Annotated in this window: 16 protein-coding genes; 5 read left to right on the plus strand and 11 right to left on the minus strand. The window is 71.0% G+C overall.

Annotation, left to right across the window (positions count from 1 at the left end):
- Window positions 1–20 precede the first annotated feature (20 nt).
- Together QTI68_RS27735 and QTI68_RS27740 are read left to right on the plus strand one after the other, a co-directional pair.
- Window positions 21–884, plus strand: coding sequence for a hypothetical protein (locus QTI68_RS27735; RefSeq protein ID WP_286526331.1), 864 nt, complete (start codon window positions 21–23; stop codon window positions 882–884).
- A complete protein-coding gene (locus QTI68_RS27740; protein WP_286526332.1) occupies window positions 881–1,759 on the plus strand; it encodes a RibD family protein in 879 nt (292 codons plus the stop codon). Before QTI68_RS27735 ends, QTI68_RS27740 begins: the two co-directional genes overlap by 4 nt.
- On the opposite strand, the gene QTI68_RS27745 is transcribed toward QTI68_RS27740, so the two are convergent.
- The 4 genes from QTI68_RS27745 to QTI68_RS27760 are packed head-to-tail and all read right to left on the minus strand — an operon-like array spanning window position 1,756 to window position 5,146.
- A complete protein-coding gene (locus QTI68_RS27745) occupies window positions 1,756–2,643 on the minus strand; it encodes a class I SAM-dependent methyltransferase (protein WP_286526333.1) in 888 nt (295 codons plus the stop codon). The genes QTI68_RS27740 and QTI68_RS27745 overlap by 4 nt on opposite strands.
- Window positions 2,640–3,713, minus strand: coding sequence for a glycosyltransferase family 4 protein (locus QTI68_RS27750; RefSeq protein WP_286526334.1), 1,074 nt, complete (start codon window positions 3,711–3,713; stop codon window positions 2,640–2,642). Before QTI68_RS27750 ends, QTI68_RS27745 begins: the two co-directional genes overlap by 4 nt.
- Complete coding sequence (locus tag QTI68_RS27755) at window positions 3,710–4,123, minus strand: 6-pyruvoyl trahydropterin synthase family protein (RefSeq protein ID WP_286526335.1); 414 nt, start codon at window positions 4,121–4,123, stop codon at window positions 3,710–3,712. Before QTI68_RS27755 ends, QTI68_RS27750 begins: the two co-directional genes overlap by 4 nt.
- A gap of 24 nt (window positions 4,124–4,147) precedes the next feature.
- Entirely contained in the window at window positions 4,148–5,146 is a 999-nt protein-coding gene (locus QTI68_RS27760) for a zinc-dependent alcohol dehydrogenase (protein ID WP_286526336.1), read from the minus strand.
- A 75-nt stretch (window positions 5,147–5,221) separates the two neighbouring features.
- On the opposite strand from QTI68_RS27760, the gene QTI68_RS27765 reads away from it, so the two are divergent.
- Window positions 5,222–5,449, plus strand: coding sequence for a hypothetical protein (locus QTI68_RS27765; RefSeq protein ID WP_286526338.1), 228 nt, complete (start codon window positions 5,222–5,224; stop codon window positions 5,447–5,449).
- Between the two features lie 5 nt (window positions 5,450–5,454).
- On the opposite strand, the gene QTI68_RS27770 is transcribed toward QTI68_RS27765, so the two are convergent.
- Genes QTI68_RS27770 through QTI68_RS27800 form a run of 7 tightly spaced genes read right to left on the minus strand, consistent with a single transcriptional unit; the run spans window position 5,455 to window position 12,963 of the window.
- Window positions 5,455–6,459 carry an XdhC family protein gene (locus QTI68_RS27770; RefSeq protein WP_286526340.1) on the minus strand — a complete coding sequence of 335 codons (1,005 nt, stop codon included), beginning with the start codon at window positions 6,457–6,459 and terminating at the stop codon, window positions 5,455–5,457.
- A gap of 3 nt (window positions 6,460–6,462) precedes the next feature.
- A complete protein-coding gene (locus QTI68_RS27775; RefSeq protein ID WP_286526342.1) occupies window positions 6,463–7,035 on the minus strand; it encodes an SRPBCC family protein in 573 nt (190 codons plus the stop codon).
- Window positions 7,036–7,072: 37 nt separating this feature from the next.
- Window positions 7,073–8,278 carry a vWA domain-containing protein gene (locus QTI68_RS27780; protein ID WP_286526344.1) on the minus strand — a complete coding sequence of 402 codons (1,206 nt, stop codon included), beginning with the start codon at window positions 8,276–8,278 and terminating at the stop codon, window positions 7,073–7,075.
- On the minus strand, window positions 8,275–9,204 hold the full coding sequence (locus QTI68_RS27785) for an AAA family ATPase (protein ID WP_286526345.1): 930 nt from the start codon (window positions 9,202–9,204) through the stop codon (window positions 8,275–8,277). Before QTI68_RS27785 ends, QTI68_RS27780 begins: the two co-directional genes overlap by 4 nt.
- A gap of 9 nt (window positions 9,205–9,213) precedes the next feature.
- Window positions 9,214–10,005, minus strand: coding sequence for an FAD binding domain-containing protein (locus QTI68_RS27790; RefSeq protein WP_286526346.1), 792 nt, complete (start codon window positions 10,003–10,005; stop codon window positions 9,214–9,216).
- Window positions 10,006–10,025: 20 nt separating this feature from the next.
- Entirely contained in the window at window positions 10,026–12,458 is a 2,433-nt protein-coding gene (locus QTI68_RS27795) for a xanthine dehydrogenase family protein molybdopterin-binding subunit (RefSeq protein ID WP_286526347.1), read from the minus strand.
- Window positions 12,459–12,468: 10 nt separating this feature from the next.
- Window positions 12,469–12,963, minus strand: a complete 495-nt coding sequence (locus QTI68_RS27800) for a (2Fe-2S)-binding protein (RefSeq protein ID WP_286526348.1) — start codon at window positions 12,961–12,963, stop codon at window positions 12,469–12,471.
- Between the two features lie 181 nt (window positions 12,964–13,144).
- Here QTI68_RS27800 and QTI68_RS27805 point away from each other — a divergent pair, with 181 nt between their 5' ends.
- On the plus strand, window positions 13,145–14,257 hold the full coding sequence (locus QTI68_RS27805) for a helix-turn-helix domain-containing protein (protein WP_286526349.1): 1,113 nt from the start codon (window positions 13,145–13,147) through the stop codon (window positions 14,255–14,257).
- 110 nt (window positions 14,258–14,367) lie between these two features.
- Entirely contained in the window at window positions 14,368–15,537 is a 1,170-nt protein-coding gene (locus tag QTI68_RS27810) for an ABC transporter substrate-binding protein (protein WP_286526350.1), read from the plus strand.
- The last annotated feature ends 3 nt before the right edge of the window (window positions 15,538–15,540 follow it).

The following is a 15,540-nucleotide window of genomic DNA, read 5'->3' on the forward strand; positions in this document are numbered from 1 at the left end:
GCCGGCCTGCATAAACGGGCATGGACTTCCACCACCCGCTGTTCGAGAGCCTGGCGCTGCCGCTGGTGCTGTCGTTCGCGGCCACCGGCCTGCTGCGCGCCGTCCTCGGTGCGGTGCATGGCCGGCGCTGGGCCTCGGCGGGCGTCGCGCCGGCGATCCTGGTCGCCTCGGCCTGGGTGCTCGGCTGGCAGATGTGGCCGGGCGAGCTGACCGAGGAGCTGCCCTGGATCTACGCCTCGGCCGCCTTGCTCGGGGTCGGCCTGGAAGGCATGCGCGCGATGAAGCGCACCACCTGGCTCGCCTGCTGCGTGCTGTGGGCGCTGGTGCTGGTCGGCCTCAGCGACCAGCCCGCGGTGCTGCAGGTCGCCACGTGGGCGGTCGGCGCCGCGGCGATCGCGGCGGTGCTGGGTGCGCCGCTCGAGCAGGCCGACGCGCCCGCCAGCCTGCTGATCGCGGGGATTGGACTGTCGGCGGTGGCTTTCATTTCAGGATCGCCGCTGCTGTTCGAGCTCGGCCTGGCGATCGCCGCCGCCATCGCCGGCTGCGCCTTGTGGCTGTGGCCCAAGGCCCGCATCGGCTTCGGCGCCAGCGGCGCGGTGGTGTGCGTCATCGCCTGGCTGACGCTGGCCCAGGGCCTCGCCCTGCTGACGCCGGTGCAGCCCGAGGTACTGTTGCTGCTGGCCTGCGCCCTGACGGCGGGGCCGACGGTGCAGTGGCTGCGGCGCGGACGACGCCCCGCGATCGATGCAGTGATCGTCGCGGGCCTGGCGGCGCTGTGGGTCGCGGGCGCGGTCGCGCTGGCGCTTCATGGCCAAGCCCAGGCAGCTCGCCAGACGCAGGACACCCCCCATTCCACGCCCCCACGCCTTGCCGACAAGCCATGATGCACTCCGCCCCCACCCTCCCCGGCATCGATGCGCTGTGGCCGCTGTGCCTGGAGATCGCGGCGCGCAGGCGACGCCGCCAGGCCACGGATGCCAGCGCGCCGATCGCCTGGAGCGCGGCCCGGGGCTTCGCGTTGCAGGGCCTGTGGGACGACCAGGCGCTCGAGCTGTTCGAGCTGCTCAAGCCCCTGCTCGACCAGCCGCGCGCGGGCACGCCCTGGGCGATCGGCCAGCTCGGCCAGAGCCTGGATGGCTGCGTGGCCACCCATGGCGGCGACTCCAACTACGTCAACGGGCCGGAGATGCTGGTGCACCTGCACCGCCTGCGCGCGCTGTGCGACGCAGTCATCGTCGGTGCCGGCACCGCGGCCATCGACAATCCGCAGCTGACCACGCGGCGGGTGGCGGGCCCGCACCCGGTGCGGGTGCTGCTCGACCCGGCGCTGCGCCTGCCGGCGACGCTGCGCGTCTTCTGCGACCGCCAGGCACCCACGCTGCTGGCGTGCGACGCCGCACGCACGCCCGAAGCGGCGCGGCGCGTGGGCGCCGACCAGGTGCTCGGCGTGCCCGGCCTGCTGCGGCCCGATGGCAGCGCCGACCTGCGCGCGCTGCAGGCTGCCTTGCAGCAGCGCGGCCTGGGCGTGCTGTTCGTCGAAGGTGGCGGCGTCACCGTGTCGCGCTTCATCGCGCAGGGTTGCCTCGACCGGCTGCATCTCAGCATCGCGCCGGTGATCATCGGGGCTGGCCGGCCGGGCCTGCAATTGCCGCGCAGCGCCGCGATGCGCGATTGCCTGCGGCCGCCGGGGCGCCTGTTCCGCATGGGCGCCGACGTGCTCTGGGACCTTGATTTGCGCGCCGCGCGGTCTGCGGATTAGGGCCAGACGGCAAGCAAGTCCGCGTGGCCGATGCGAAGCCTGGTGCGCGCGAGCAGCTGCATCCGCTCGGCCGACCATGCGGCGACCGACGCGGCGGCGCCGGGGTCCTGCTCGCGCGCGGCGGCCGCGCTGCCTTCGACCAGCGCGGCCAGCATCGCCTGTGCCTGGGCGCCGTCGCGAGCGTCGATGTGCCAGTCGCTGGCGATGCGCTGAGGCTCGCAGCCCAGCGCGCGCAGCCGATCGGCCGCCACCTCCACCGCCCTGCCGCCCAACGCCGGGCCGAAGCCCTTGTCGCCGCGCTGGTGCGCCTCGAACAGACGCAGAACCGCCTCATCGGCCGCCCGCTTCGGGGTCCAGTCGACGCGCCCGTCGACCGTCAACGCGAACAGCAGCGCCGCCTTCGCCGCGCAGGCGCGGGTCAGCAGTTCGTCGAGCCAGGCGGCCGACACCAGGTCGAGCAGCGCCGACGCCGTGATCAACCCGACCCCGGCCAGCGGCAGCGCGGCCAGCTCGCGGGCGAGATCGAGGTGCACGGTTTCCACCTCGGCCTGCCAGCCCGGTCCTTCGACGCGCAGCCGATCCCCCTGCGTGCGCACCGCGAAGGCTTGCGCTGCGGCCCAGGCCGCGAGCGCGCCGGGCAATGCCGCCAGCAGCCGCGGATCGTGATCGACCAGCCGCCAGTGCTGCGCGCCGCCCAGGCGGGGCGCCAGTTCGCGCAGGTTGGCCCCGGTGCCGCAGGCCAGGTCGAGCACACCGAGCGTGGAGCCGTCGCCGCGCAATCGGCGGCCCAACCCGGCCAGGTCGAAGGCAGCGGCCGATGCCTCGCGTGCGGCCCGGTCGAAGGGCTCGCGCAGCGCGAGCCAGTCGGCGCTGAATCCGGTCATGGCAACGGTGCGAGCGCGGCGGCGTCGAGGGCGACGGCAAAGCGCGCCGCGCTCGACCTCCAGTCTGGCAAGCCGCGTCGGGCCTCGCGGGCGCCCTCGGCCAGCCGGGCTCGCAGGCCGTCTTCGTCCAGCAGGCGCCGCAACGCGGCCCGCAACGCGTCGACCTCGCCCGGCGGAACCAACAGGCCCGCAGTGCTCGGCACGGTATCGGGGATGGCGCCGGCCAGCGTGCTGATCACCGGCAGGCCGTGCGCCAGGGCCTCAGCCAGCGCCATGCCATAGCCCTCGTGGAAGGACGGCAGCACGAAAACATCGGCAGCCTGGTAGAGCGCGCGCAGGCCGGCCTCGTCGCATTCGCCGTGGAGCCGCACGCGATCCTGCAGGCCGCGGGCTTCGATCGCGGCCGCCAGGGCCGCCGCGCAGGCCGGGTCCATCGTGAGGCTGCCGGCGCAATCGAGCGTCCACGGCCGATCGCGCAGGCCGGCCAGCGCCTCGACCAGCAAGGCATGGCCCTTGCGCGGCGTCACGCTGGCAACGCACAACAGCGCCGGTGCGGCCGCGCCAGAGCCCCGCGCCAGCGGCGCGGGATCGGTGCCCGGCTCGACCACCGTGATGCGGGCGGCCTCGACGTCGAAGGCCGCCAGCGCCCGCGCCGTGGCCGGGCCGGTGACGACGACGCCGCGTGCGGACGCCAGCGCGCGCCGCTCGCTCTCGAACAGCGCCCGCTGCCGATCGGGCGCCAGCCCGGTCTCCAGCGACAGCGGATGGTGCACCAGCGCGACCCAGCGCAGCCGCTTCGCATGGGCCGCGGCCAGGTCGGGCAGGACGCCGAAGCCCAGGCCGTCGACCACCGCCAGCGTGCCGTCGGGCAGCGCCTCGATCAGGCGGCGAGCCAGCGCCAGAGCCGATGCATCGGGCTCGGGAAAGCCGGGTCCCAGTGACTGCACGTCGACCTGCCAGCCGGCCGCGCGCAGGCCGTCGATGATCCGGCGGTCGTAGCCATAGCCGCCGGTGCGGGTGCCGAGATCGCCCGGCACGAGGAAGCTGCAGCGCCCGTTCAATGGATTCAACGCGCCTCGGCCGGCAGTGCGCCCTCGTAGGCGGCCCAGGCCACGTGCGATTCGTTGAGCCGCACCCGCAGGCCCGACAGTCCGCTGGCGTGCGGCCCGAGATCGCCGGCCGCGATCCGCGCGGCAACCCGATCGAAGATCACGCGGGCCATGAACTCGGTGGTCGTGTTGCGTCCCTCGAAGGCCGGATCGTCGTCGAGGTTGCGCAGGTTGAACTCGCCCAGCACGCTGCGCAGCACCTCGGTCGCCCGCGCGATGTCGACCACCATGCCATCGGCATCGAGTTCGGCGCGGCGAAACTCGAGATCGACCACGTAGGTCGCGCCGTGCAGGCGCTGGGCCGGGCCGAAGGCCTCGCCGCGAAAGCTGTGGGCGATCATGAAGTGGTCGCGGACGTTGACGCTGTACATGCAGGGGCTCCAGGCGGTTGGGTCTCAGGTGTAGTCGATGCGCTGGCACAGCGTGTCCGGCGCACCGGCGGCAAGTCGCGCCAGCACCTCGGGCAGCTGGTCGAAGGGCGCGGTGTCGGTCAGCAGCAGGTCGAGCACCGGGTCGCGCAGCAGCGACAAGGCCAGCGCCAGCCGCCGCCGGTGCGGCCAGCGGCTGCGCTGGGCCGGCGCCACGTGGCCGACCTGGGAGCTCTTGAGCACCAGCCGGCGCGAATGAAAGGCCTCGCCGAGCGCCAGCGGCACCGGCCGCTGCCCATACCAGCTGAGCTCGATCACGGTGGCCTCGAAGGCCGCCAGCGACAGCGCCGTGGCCAGGCCCTGGGGCTGGCCGCTGGCATGCAGCACCAGGTCGGCCTCGGGCCGCGCATGCTCCGGCAGCGAGAAGGCGACGCCGAGACGCTCGGCCACGGCGCGGCGCGAGGCCTGCACGTCGACCAGTTCGACCTCACAGCCCGGCAGCCGCGCGGCCAGCCAGGCGACCAGCAGGCCGACGACCCCGCCGCCCACCACCGTGATGCGGTCGCCGACACGCGGCGCCGCATCCCAGAGCGCATTGACCGCGGTCTCCATGTTGGCGGCCAGCACCGCGCGCCCGGGCGGCAGGCCGTCGGGCAGCGGGTGCACCGCATCGACCGGCACCACATAGCGGGTCTGGTGCGGATACAGGCAGAAGACGGGACGGCCCTGCCATCCTTCGGGGCCCTGCTCGACGATGCCGACGCTGGCGTAGCCGTACTTGACCGGTGCGGGGAACGCGCCCGCTTGAAACGGTGCGCGCATGCGCTCGAATTCGCTGGCCGGCACCTCGCCGCGGAACACCAGCGATTCGGTGCCGCGGCTGACCGCGCTGTGCAGCGTCCGGACCTCGACCTCGCCGGGGCCGGGCGCGGCCATCGGCTCGATCCGGATCGCGGCCCGGCCCGGCGCTTCGATCCAGCAGGCGCGCGGCGCGGTGGCAATCACTCGGGGCGGAATGGCTGGCATGGTGCTTTCATCTTAAGGCGATGCCCGTGCACTATTTCACGCCGCAGACGATCCGTCTCTGATAGCCTGACCGCCATGCGCGCCCTCATCCTGATCCTCAATGTCGCCGTGCTCGCGATCGCCTGGTGGGCGGCCTCGCTGACTGGCGTCCTGATTGCCGCCGGCCTCTGCTTCGTGCTCGTGGCCGGCCTCTTCGCCTTCTCGATGGCCCGCACCGAAGCCCGCGAGTCGCGCAAGATGCAGCGCGCGATGGGCCGCAACACCACCTTCCTGGCGGAACTGCTGGGCCCGCGCAAGCCCTGACGGATTCAGCCCGCGGCCGCCTTGGCCACCGCCACCGCCGCTTCGCGCGGCAAGGCCACCGCGTTCTTCACCGCCAGGATCTCCGCCATCACGCTGACCGCGATCTCGGGCGGGGTCTTGCTGCCGATGTAGATGCCGATCGGGCCGCGCAGGCGCGCCAGCGATTGCTCGGTCTGCTCGAAGTGCTCGATCATGCGCTCGCGCCGGGCCTCGGCATTGCGCCGTGATCCGATCGCGCCGACATAAAAGGCCTCGCTCTGCAGCGCCTCCAGCAGCGCCAGGTCGTCGAGCTTGGGGTCGTGCGTGAGCGCCACCACGCAGGTCCGGCGATCGGGCTTGAACGCGACCACCGCATCGTCGGGCATCTCGGTGGTGATGGCGACGCCGGGCAAGGTCCAGGCCGTGTGGTATTCGGTGCGCGGGTCGCACAGCGTGACAGCGAAGCCGCTGAACTTGGCCATCGTCGCCAGGTATTCGGCCAGCTGGCCGGCACCGATCAGCAGCATGCGGTATTCGGGGCCGAAGGTGTTCACGAGCTCGGTGTCGTCGACCAAAAGCTCGGCCGGCGAGATCGCCTCGGCCAGCGCGACCGCGCCATCCGCCAGCTGCACCGTGCGCTGCATCAGCTGCCCCTGCTCGAGCGCCGCCACCAGCGTCTTCAGGGATTCGGCGTCGGGGTCGTATTCGAGCAGCAGCTCGAGCGTGCCGCCGCAGGGCAGCCCGAAGCGATGCGCCTCGTCGGCCGTGATGCCGTACTTGACCAGCGCCGGCGCGCCCGTGGGCATGACGCCGTCGCCGTGGGCGCGGCTGTAGCGGGCGATCAGGTCGTCCTCGATGCAGCCGCCCGAGACCGAGCCGACCACCGCGCCGTCCTCGGCCAGCGCCATGATCGAGCCGACCGGGCGCGGCGACGAACCCCAGGTGCGGACCACGGTCGACAGCAGCGCACGGCGGCCCGCCAGCCGCCAGTCGCGCAGGGTGCGCAGCACCATGACGTCCAGGTTTTCCATGGCTCAGTCGGGGTCCTTGTTGTCGGTGTCGGCCTTCTTGCCGATGCCGAGCTTCTGCATGAAACCCGCCACGGCGCCGACCTTCTCGGCCGGCGCTTCGGCCGCCGCCTCGGGCGGCGGGCCATAGCGGCTCTGCATCTCGGCATCGAAGCGCTTGAAGAAATCGTCGGCCGTGGACTTGGCGGCGCCGTCGATCAGACGCTGGCCCATCTGCGCGATCTTGCCGCCGACCTGGGCCTGCACGGTGTAGTCGAGCTCGCAGCCTTCGGCGCCGTCGGCCACCGGCTTGAGCGACACGCTCGACGCGCCCTTGGCGAATCCGGCGACGCCGCCCTGGCCCTCGAAGGACAGCTTGTAGCTGTCGGGCGCCAGGATGTCGGCCAGCGTGACCTTGCCGCTGAACTTGGCCGACACCGGCCCGATCTTCAGCGCCAGCCCGACCGAATACTCGTTCTCGCCGGTGAGCTCGAACCGGTCGCAGCCCGGGATGCATTTCTTCAAGGTCTCGGGATCGTTGAGCGCATCCCAGGCCTGTTGCTGCGTGACGCCGAGACGGCGGTTGCCGAGCATTTCCATGGTGGATTCCTTGTTGTCTTGGTGGGTGAACGGGCCGCTATCGACCTGCGCGCATCAGCGCCGCGAGGCTCGAAGCCAGTTGTTCGAGGGCGCTCAGATTGTGGACCGCGAGCATCGCGTCTGCATGGCGGTGCAACATGGCCGCACCGCGCGCAAGGGGAGCGTAGCCTTCGTAGCGCAGCAACGGGTTGAGCCACAGGACGCGCCGCGAATGCCGCTTGAGCCACAGCAGTTCGCGCTCCAGCGCCTCGGGCTCGCCGGTGTCGAGGCCGTCGCTGATCACCAGCACCAGCGTGCGGCGTCCGGTGAGGCGCCGCGCGTGCTTGTGGCGCAGCTGGGCCAGCGAATCGCCCAGCCGGGTGCCGCCGGCGAAATCGTCGATGGCGGCGCCGGCCGCGGCCAGCATCGCATCGGTGTCGGCAATGCGGAAGGCCGGCGTCAGGTCGGTCAGGTGGGTGCCGAAGGCGAACACGTCGCGCCGGCCCGCGCGCCGGGTCGACGCATGCAGGAAAGCCAGCAGCAGGCGGGCGTAGCGTTCCATCGACCCCGAGACGTCGATCAGCACCAGCAGCGGCAGCGGCTGGCGGCGGCGCGAGAGCTTCGGCAGCCGCAGCATTTCGCCGCCGGTGCGCGCCGCCTCGTGCAGCACGCCGGGCCAGTGCATGCGCGAATGCACGCCGCCGTCGCCGGCCACCCGCAGCCGGCGCGAGGGCAAGGTCGGCACCGGCAGCGCGATGTCGCGCGCCAGCCGCTCGACCAGCCGGTACTCGGTGGCGCCGAGCGCGTTGAAATCGGCATGGTGGACCCGCTGCCGGTCGCTGGCGGTCATCGCGGCATCGAAGTCGATCTCGCGCTCGGTCTGCGCCGGCTTGACCGCATCGCGCGGGGCCGCCAGCGCCTCGCGCACCCGCGGCCGGCGCTTGGACGGCTCGGCCTTGCCTTCGGCGCTAGGCAGCATCTGGGCCAGCAGCTTGTTGGCCAGCTCGGGATCCCGGAACCAGGCGTCGAACAGTTCGCGGAACACCCCCCGGTCTTCCTCGCGGCTGATCATCACGGCCTCCATCGCGGACGCCAGGTCGCCGCGGCTGTCGACGCCGACCAGCATCGCGGCCTCGGCCGCCAGCCCGATGCGCATGGCGTCGGTGCGCACGCCGGCGCGCCGCAATGCACGGCCGAAACCCGCGAGGTTGCCTGCGAGCTTGCCGCGGCGGGCATCGCCGAGCTGCTGCACGCGCTCGGTCAAGACGGAGCCTCCTCCTCGGGCTTGAGCAGGTCGGAGGCCAGCTCGCGCGTCAGCGCGGCGACATCGTCGCGCTGCTTGAACAAGATGCCGGCAGTGTCGGCCACCACCTCGGGGTCGAGTTCGACCGTGTCGAGCGCGATCAGGGCCTTGGCCCATTCGACGCTCTCGGCGATGCCCGGCGCCCGCTGGAAGGCACTGGCGAACGGGGCCGTGCGCAGCCGGCCGACGAAGGCCGCGACCTGCTCCGACAGCACCCGGCCGGCCTCCGGCACCTGGGCCCGCACGATCGCCAGCTCGCGTTCGCGCTCCGGGTAGTCGAGCCAGTGGTAGAGGCAGCGCCGCTTGACCGCGTCGTTGAGTTCGCGCGTGCGGTTGCTGGTGAGCAGCGTGACCGGCGGCACCAGCGCCCGCACCGTGCCGAGTTCGGGGATGCTGACCTGGTACTCGCCCAGGTATTCGAGCAGGAAGGCCTCGAAGGGCTCGTCGGCGCGATCGACTTCGTCGATCAGCAGCACCGCGCCGGGCGGCGCGGCCTGCAGCGCCTGCAGCAGCGGCCGGCGGATCAGGTAGCGCGGCTGGTAGACCTCGGACTCGATGTCGCTCGATGCGCCCTGCGCCTCGGCGGCCCGCATGTGGAGCAGTTGGGCCGCGTAGTTCCATTCGTAGAGCGCCTCGCGCTGCTCGAGCCCGTCGTAGCACTGCAGGCGCAGCAGTTCGCGCCCGAGGGCGGCGGACAGGGCCTTGGCGAGTTCGGTCTTGCCGACCCCGGGCTCGCCCTCGAGCAGCAGCGGACGCTGCAGCTTGAGGGCCAGGAACACCGCGGTCGCCAGCCGTCGATCGGCGAAGTAGCCGACGCCTTGCAGCGCCTGCACGACCGCATCGATGGAGGAGAAAGGCGAGGTCGTGGCAGGCGTGGTGTCGGTCATCCCGAAAGCTTAGCCGAGGGCCTTGGCGACCGCGCGTTGCGTGAGCACGCTGATCAGGTTGGCCCGGTACTCGGCCGAGGCATGCAGGTCGCTGTTGAGGTCGGAGGCGTCGATCTTGACGCCGGCCGCGGACTCGGGCGTGAACGCCTTGGCGAGCGCGTCCTCGAGGCCCTTGTGCCGGAACACGCCGTTGCCCGCGCCGGTGACCGCCACCCGCACGCCGCTGTCGGACTGGGCGACGAAGATGCCGACCAGCGGGAAGTTCGAGGCCTTCTGGCGCAGCTTCTCGTAGGCCGCCCGCTTCGGGATCGGGAACCGGATGGCCTTGATCAGTTCGCCGTCTTCAAGCGCGGTGGTGAACAGGCCCTGGAAGAAGTCGTCGGCCGCGATCTCGCGCTTGTTCGTGACGACCGTGGCGCCGGTCGCCAGCACCGCGCTGGGATAGCAGGCGGCCGGATCGTTGTTGGCGACCGAGCCGCCGAGGGTGCCCATGGCGCGCACCTGGCGGTCGCCGATGTGCGCCGCCAGGTAGGCGAGCGCCGGAAAGGCGGCCTGGATGTCGGCGTGGTTGGCAACGTCCAGGTGCCGGGACATGGCGCCGATGACGAAGCTGTTGCCATCGCGGGTGATCCCGGTGAGCTCCTTGACGCCGCTCAGGTCGGCCAGTTGCTCCGGGGCCGAGAGGCGCAGCTTCATTGAAGCCAGCAGGGTCTGGCCGCCGGCCAGCGGCTTGGCGCCCGCAGCGGCCAGCTTGACCGCGTCGGCCAGGGTGGTGGGACGTTCGAGGGTGAAGGCGTACATGGTGTTTTTTCCTTCGGTGTTCAGGGAGCCGGACGGCCTTGGGTGCTGGCGGCGAGGGAGGGCTGCGGGGTCGCGCTCGCGCTGCCCTTCTTCATGGCCTCCCAGACGCGGTGCGGCGACGCCGGCATGTCGAAGTCCTTGACGCCCAGGGGCGCCAGCGCATCGAGTACCGCGTTGATCACGGCCGGCGGCGAGCCGATGGCACCGGCCTCGCCGCAGCCCTTGGTGCCCAGCGGGTTGTGGGTGCAGGGCGTGCAGACGGTGTCGAGCTTGAACATCGGGAAGTCTTCGGCGCGCGGCATCGCGTAGTCCATGAAGCTGCCGGTGAGCAGCTGGCCTTCGCTGTCGTAGACGCAGTTTTCCATCAGCGCCTGGCCGATGCCCTGCACCAGGCCGCCATGCACCTGGCCCTCGACGATCATCGGATTGATGATGGTGCCGAAGTCGTCGACCGCCGTGAAGCGGTCTACCTTGACCTCGCCGGTCTGCTTGTCGATCTCGACCTCGCAGATGTAGGTGCCGCCCGGGAAGGTGAAGTTGGTCGGGTCGTAGAAGGCGGTTTCGTTGAGGCCGGGCTCGAGCTTGTCGAGCGGGTAGTTGTGCGGCACATAGGCCGTCAGTGCCACCTGGCCGAACGGGATCTTCTTGTCGGTGCCCTTGACCGTGAACTCGCCGTTGGCGAACTCGATGTCGGCGTCGCTGGCTTCCAAGAGGTGGGCCGCGATCTTCTTGGCCTTGGCCTCGATCTTGTCGAGCGCCTTCATGATTGCCGCGCCGCCCACCGAGATCGAGCGCGAGCCGTAGGTGCCCATGCCGAAGGGCACGCGGCCGGTGTCGCCGTGCACCACGTCGACCGCCTCGACCGCGATGCCCAGGCGCGCCGCGACCACCTGTGCAAAGGTCGTCTCGTGGCCCTGGCCATGGCTGTGGGAGCCGGTGAAGACGGTCACGCTGCCGGTCGGATGGACCCGGATCTCGCCGCATTCGAACAGGCCCGCGCGCGCGCCGAGCGCACCCGCGATGTTCGACGGCGCGATGCCGCAGGCCTCGATATAGCTCGAGTAGCCCATGCCGCGCAGCTTGCCCTTCGCCTCGCTGGCCGACTTGCGGGCAGCGAAGCCGGCGACGTCGGCCAGCTGCTTCGACTTGTCCATGCAGGCGTGGAAGTCGCCCGTGTCGTACTGCAGCGCCACCGGCGTCTGGTAGGGGAAGGTGGTGATGAAGTTGCGCTTGCGGATCTCGTCCTGGCCCAGGTTCATTTCCCAGGCGCAGCGCGACACCAGCCGTTCGAGCAGGTAGGTGGCCTCGGGCCGGCCGGCGCCGCGGTAGGCATCGACCGGCGCGGTGTTGGTGAACCAGGCATCGACCTCGACGTAGATCTGCGGCGTCGTGTACTGGCCGGCCAGCAGCGTGGCGTAGAGGATGGTCGGCACCGCGGTCGCGAAGGTCGACAGGTAGGCACCCAGGTTGGCGTTGGTGTGCACCCGCAGCGCCAGGAACTTGCCCTGGGCGTCCATCGCCATCTCGGCATGGCTCACGTGGTCGCGGCCGTGGGCGTCGGACAGGAAGCACTCGGAGCGCTCGCCGGTCCACTTGATGCTGCGGTTGAGCTGCTTCGAGGCCCAGGTGAGGCAGACGTCCTCGGCGTAGAGATAGATCTTCGAGCCGAAGCCGCCGCCGACGTCGGGCGCGATCACGCGCACCTTGTGCTCGGGCAGGCCGAGCACGAAGGCGGTCATCAAGAGCCGTTCGACGTGCGGATTCTGGTTCGACACGTAGAGCACGTACTCTTCGTTGGCCCGGCTGTAGCTGCCGATGGCCACGCGCGGCTCCATCGGGTTGGGCACCAGACGGTTGTTGACCAGGTCGAGCTTGGTGACATGGGCCGCGTTCTGGAAGGCGGCATCGACCGCCGCCTTGTCGCCGATCGCCCACTTGTAGCACTGGTTGTCGGGCGCCTCGTCATGGATCGTGACGCCGCTCTGCTTCTTCGCGGCATCGGCCACGCTGACCAGCGCGGGGTGGACGTCGTAGTCGACCACCACCGCCTCGGCCGCGTTCTTGGCCTGCTCGACGGTCTCGGCCACCACCATCGCGACATGGTCGCCGACATAGCGCACCTTCTTGATCGCGAGGATCGGGTGCATCGGCTCCTTCATCGGCGTGCCGTCGGGGTTGTTGATGAGCCAGCCGCAGGGCAGCCCGCCCATCTTTCCCTCGATGTCCTTGCCGCTGAAGATGCCGACCACGCCGGGCATCTTCGATGCCGCGGCAATGTCGACGGACTTGATCGTGGCGTGCGCGTGCGGCGAGCGCACGAAGATGCAGTGGGCCTGGTTGGCCAGGTCGATGTCGTCGGTGTACTGGCCGGCGCCAGTCAGGAAGCGGTAGTCTTCCTTGCGCTTGAGGGCCTCGCCGATGTGCGGCAGGCCTGCGAAGTCGGGTGCGCCCATGTCGTGCTCCTCAAGCGGTGGCCGTGGTCTTGGCGGGCGCGGCGGACATCGCCTCGCCACCCATCTGCACCGCCTTGACGATGTTCTGGTAGCCGGTGCAGCGGCAGAGGTTGCCGTCGAGCAGTTCGCGGATCTCGGTCTCGCTGGACTTCGGATGGTGGGTGCACAGGTCGATGGCGCTCATCACCATGCCCGGCGTGCAGAAGCCGCATTGCAGGCCGTGGCACTCCTTGAAGGCTGCCTGCATCGGGTGCATGGTGCCGTCGGGCTGGGCGATGCCCTCGATGGTGGTGATCTGGGCGCCGGCCACCTGCGCGACCAGCACGTTGCACGACTTGACCGCCCGGCCGTTGACGTGGACGGTGCAGGCGCCGCATTGCGCGGTGTCGCAGCCGACATGCGTCCCGGTCAGGTGGAGATGCTCGCGAATCGCTTGCACGAGGAAGGTGTTCGGGGGGGCGTCGACCGTGACCTCGCGGCCGTTGACCGTGAAAGGAACCTGCATGTGGCTGTCTCCGTTGTAGGTGATGGCTGAACTTCGGCCGCATGATCTTGGACGGGCGGCAAAGGCACGATCCTAGGCAAAACCCTAGGCGCTTGCGCGTTGTCCTTGAAATTCTCAAAATGAAACAGCTCGCCCTCCGGCGAGTTCCGAACAGGCGCCGCCGAGGCCCGATGTCCACACGATGACGCCCTCTTTCGCTTCTCCCCCGCCCGAGCGCACCCTGTCCATTGCCCAGGCGCGCCGCGCATGGATCGACGGCGACCGCCCGGCCGATCCACTGGCGGCGCCGGTCGAACCGTGGCTGGTGCGCTCGTGGCAGCGCTGCCTGGCCGCCGGCCACCGCCCGCGGCAGCACGTGAGCTTCGATCCGGTCTCGGCCGAGCAGGCGCAGCGGGTGGCCGAGCGCAACCGCGCACTGGTGACGGCGGCGCGGCCGGTGCTCGACCGCCTGTCGCGGGCGATCGCCGACACCCGCTATTTCGCCATCCTGACCGACGCCGACGGCATCGTGGTCGACGTCGGCGCCCTGCCCTCCGGCAGCGACCCGGCTGCTCGGCATGCGCGCGACATCGCGCGCATCGGCGTCGACCTGTCGGAGCGCGCCGTCGGCACCACGGCGATCGGCGCGGCGCTGGCCGAGCACGCCTCGGTCTGGCTGCATCGCGGCGAACACTTCTTCGACGACACCAGCATCTACAGCTGCGCCGGCGCGCCGCTGTTCGGCCCGCGGGGCGAATGCATCGGGATGCTCGACCTGACCGGTGTCCAGGTGGTCGAGCGGCCCGAGCTGCGCCACCTCGCGGCGTCCTCGGCCCGCAGCATCGAGAACGCGCTGGTGCAGGGCCACCCCTGCGAGCTGCTGCTGCAGATCGGCTGGCCAGGCAGCGTCGCCGGCACCGACACCGACGGCCTGCTGTGCATCGACGCCGACGGCGGCATCAGCGGCGCCAATGCCGCGGCGCGCCAGATGCTGCACCAGCCGCTCGGCGGGCGACCGTCGCTCCATTGCAACGACCTCTTCGCGCTGCCGCCGCAGATGCTGTTCGATGCCGCCCGGCGCGGCGACGCCGTGCTCGAGGTGCCGCTGTGGTCGGGCTTGCGGGTCCAGGCCCGGCCGCGGCTGGCGCGGCAGCCCAGGGCGGTCGCTGGCGCGAGCGCGCCGCGGCTGCGCGACGTCGAGTCGGCCCTGATCCGCAAGGCCGTCGACGATGCCCGCGGCAATGTCGCGGAGGCCGCGCGGGCCCTGGGCATCAGCCGCGCCACCGTCTACAGAAAGCTCGGTCGGGGTCGTTGACGGGCCCAGCGGCCCGGCATCGCCCTAGTGACAATTTTACAAATTGTTGCTATTGTCAGCGTCTGTTAAAACCCGCGCGCCGAACCCGGCGGCCTGATTGGACGTTGACCATGCGTGAGCCCGAGGCCAATAGCTTTTCCCTGCCGTCGAAACCCAATCGGCGCCAGGTCATCACCCGCATCGCGGGCGCCGCCGGCCTTGCTGCCGCAGCCGGCTTCGGACTGCCCGCGTTCGCCCAGGCCCGGACCATCCGCATCGGTGCTTCCTTCGACAACAGCAGCGTCGAGAAGGCCAACGGCATCGCCCTCTTCGTCGGATCGTCGGCCTACTTCAACGCCGTGAACCGCGCCGGCGGCATCAATGGCTCCAAGGTCGAGCTGGTGATGGCCGACGACCAGTTCAAGCCGGACATCGCCAAGGCCAACGCCCTGGCCTTCGCCGCCGACAGCTCGGTGCTGGCCATGGTGCACCCGCTGGGCACGCGGCAGACCGCCGAGATCAGCGATGCCGTGCCCGGCATGGCGGTGGTCGGCCCGAACACCGGCACCGTCTCGCTGCGCAAGAAGGCAGCACCCAACACCTTCTGGGTGCGCGCCAACTATGACCAGGAACTCGACCGGCTGATCGCCACCGCCGCCGTGCTGGGGCAGTCGCGCATCGGCATCGTCTATTCGGAAGACCCGCTCGGCCAGTCGCTGCTGGCGGGTTTCAAGGCCGCGCTCGCCAAGGCCAAGCTCGAGCCGGCGGTGATCGCCAGCACGCCGAGCACCACCAGCATGGAGGTCGACGCCGCCGCCGCCAAGATCGCAGCGGCCGAACCGCAGATCGTCATCATCGGCCTGGCCGGCACCGCGCCGGCCTTCGTTCGCGCGCTGCGCAAGGCCGGCGGCAAGAGCAGTGCCTACGGCCTGTCGATCACGGCCAGCGCGCTCGGCGCGATGGGCGACCTGGCCCATGGCCTGGGCTTCGCGATCGTCGTGCCCTCGCCGTTCGCGACCAAATTCGAGATCGTGCGACGCTACCAGGCCGACATGCTGGCCAACGGCGTCAAGGAGTTCTCGCTGCCGAGCCTGGAGGGCTACATGGACGCCTGCGTCCTGGCCGAGGGCCTGCGCCGCGCCGGTCCGTCGCCGACGCGCGCCGGCGTGATCGCCGCGCTGGAGCACATCGAGGCCTACGACCTGGGCGGCGTGAAGATCAACTACGGCCGCGGCAACCGCGAAGGCAACCAGTTCGTGGATGTCGCGGTGATCAGCTCGAACGGCCGTTTGATCAGCTGAACG

It is taken from the genome of Variovorax sp. J31P207, from assembly GCF_030316965.1.
In the GTDB taxonomy this organism is placed as follows: domain Bacteria; phylum Pseudomonadota; class Gammaproteobacteria; order Burkholderiales; family Burkholderiaceae_C; genus Variovorax; species Variovorax ginsengisoli_B.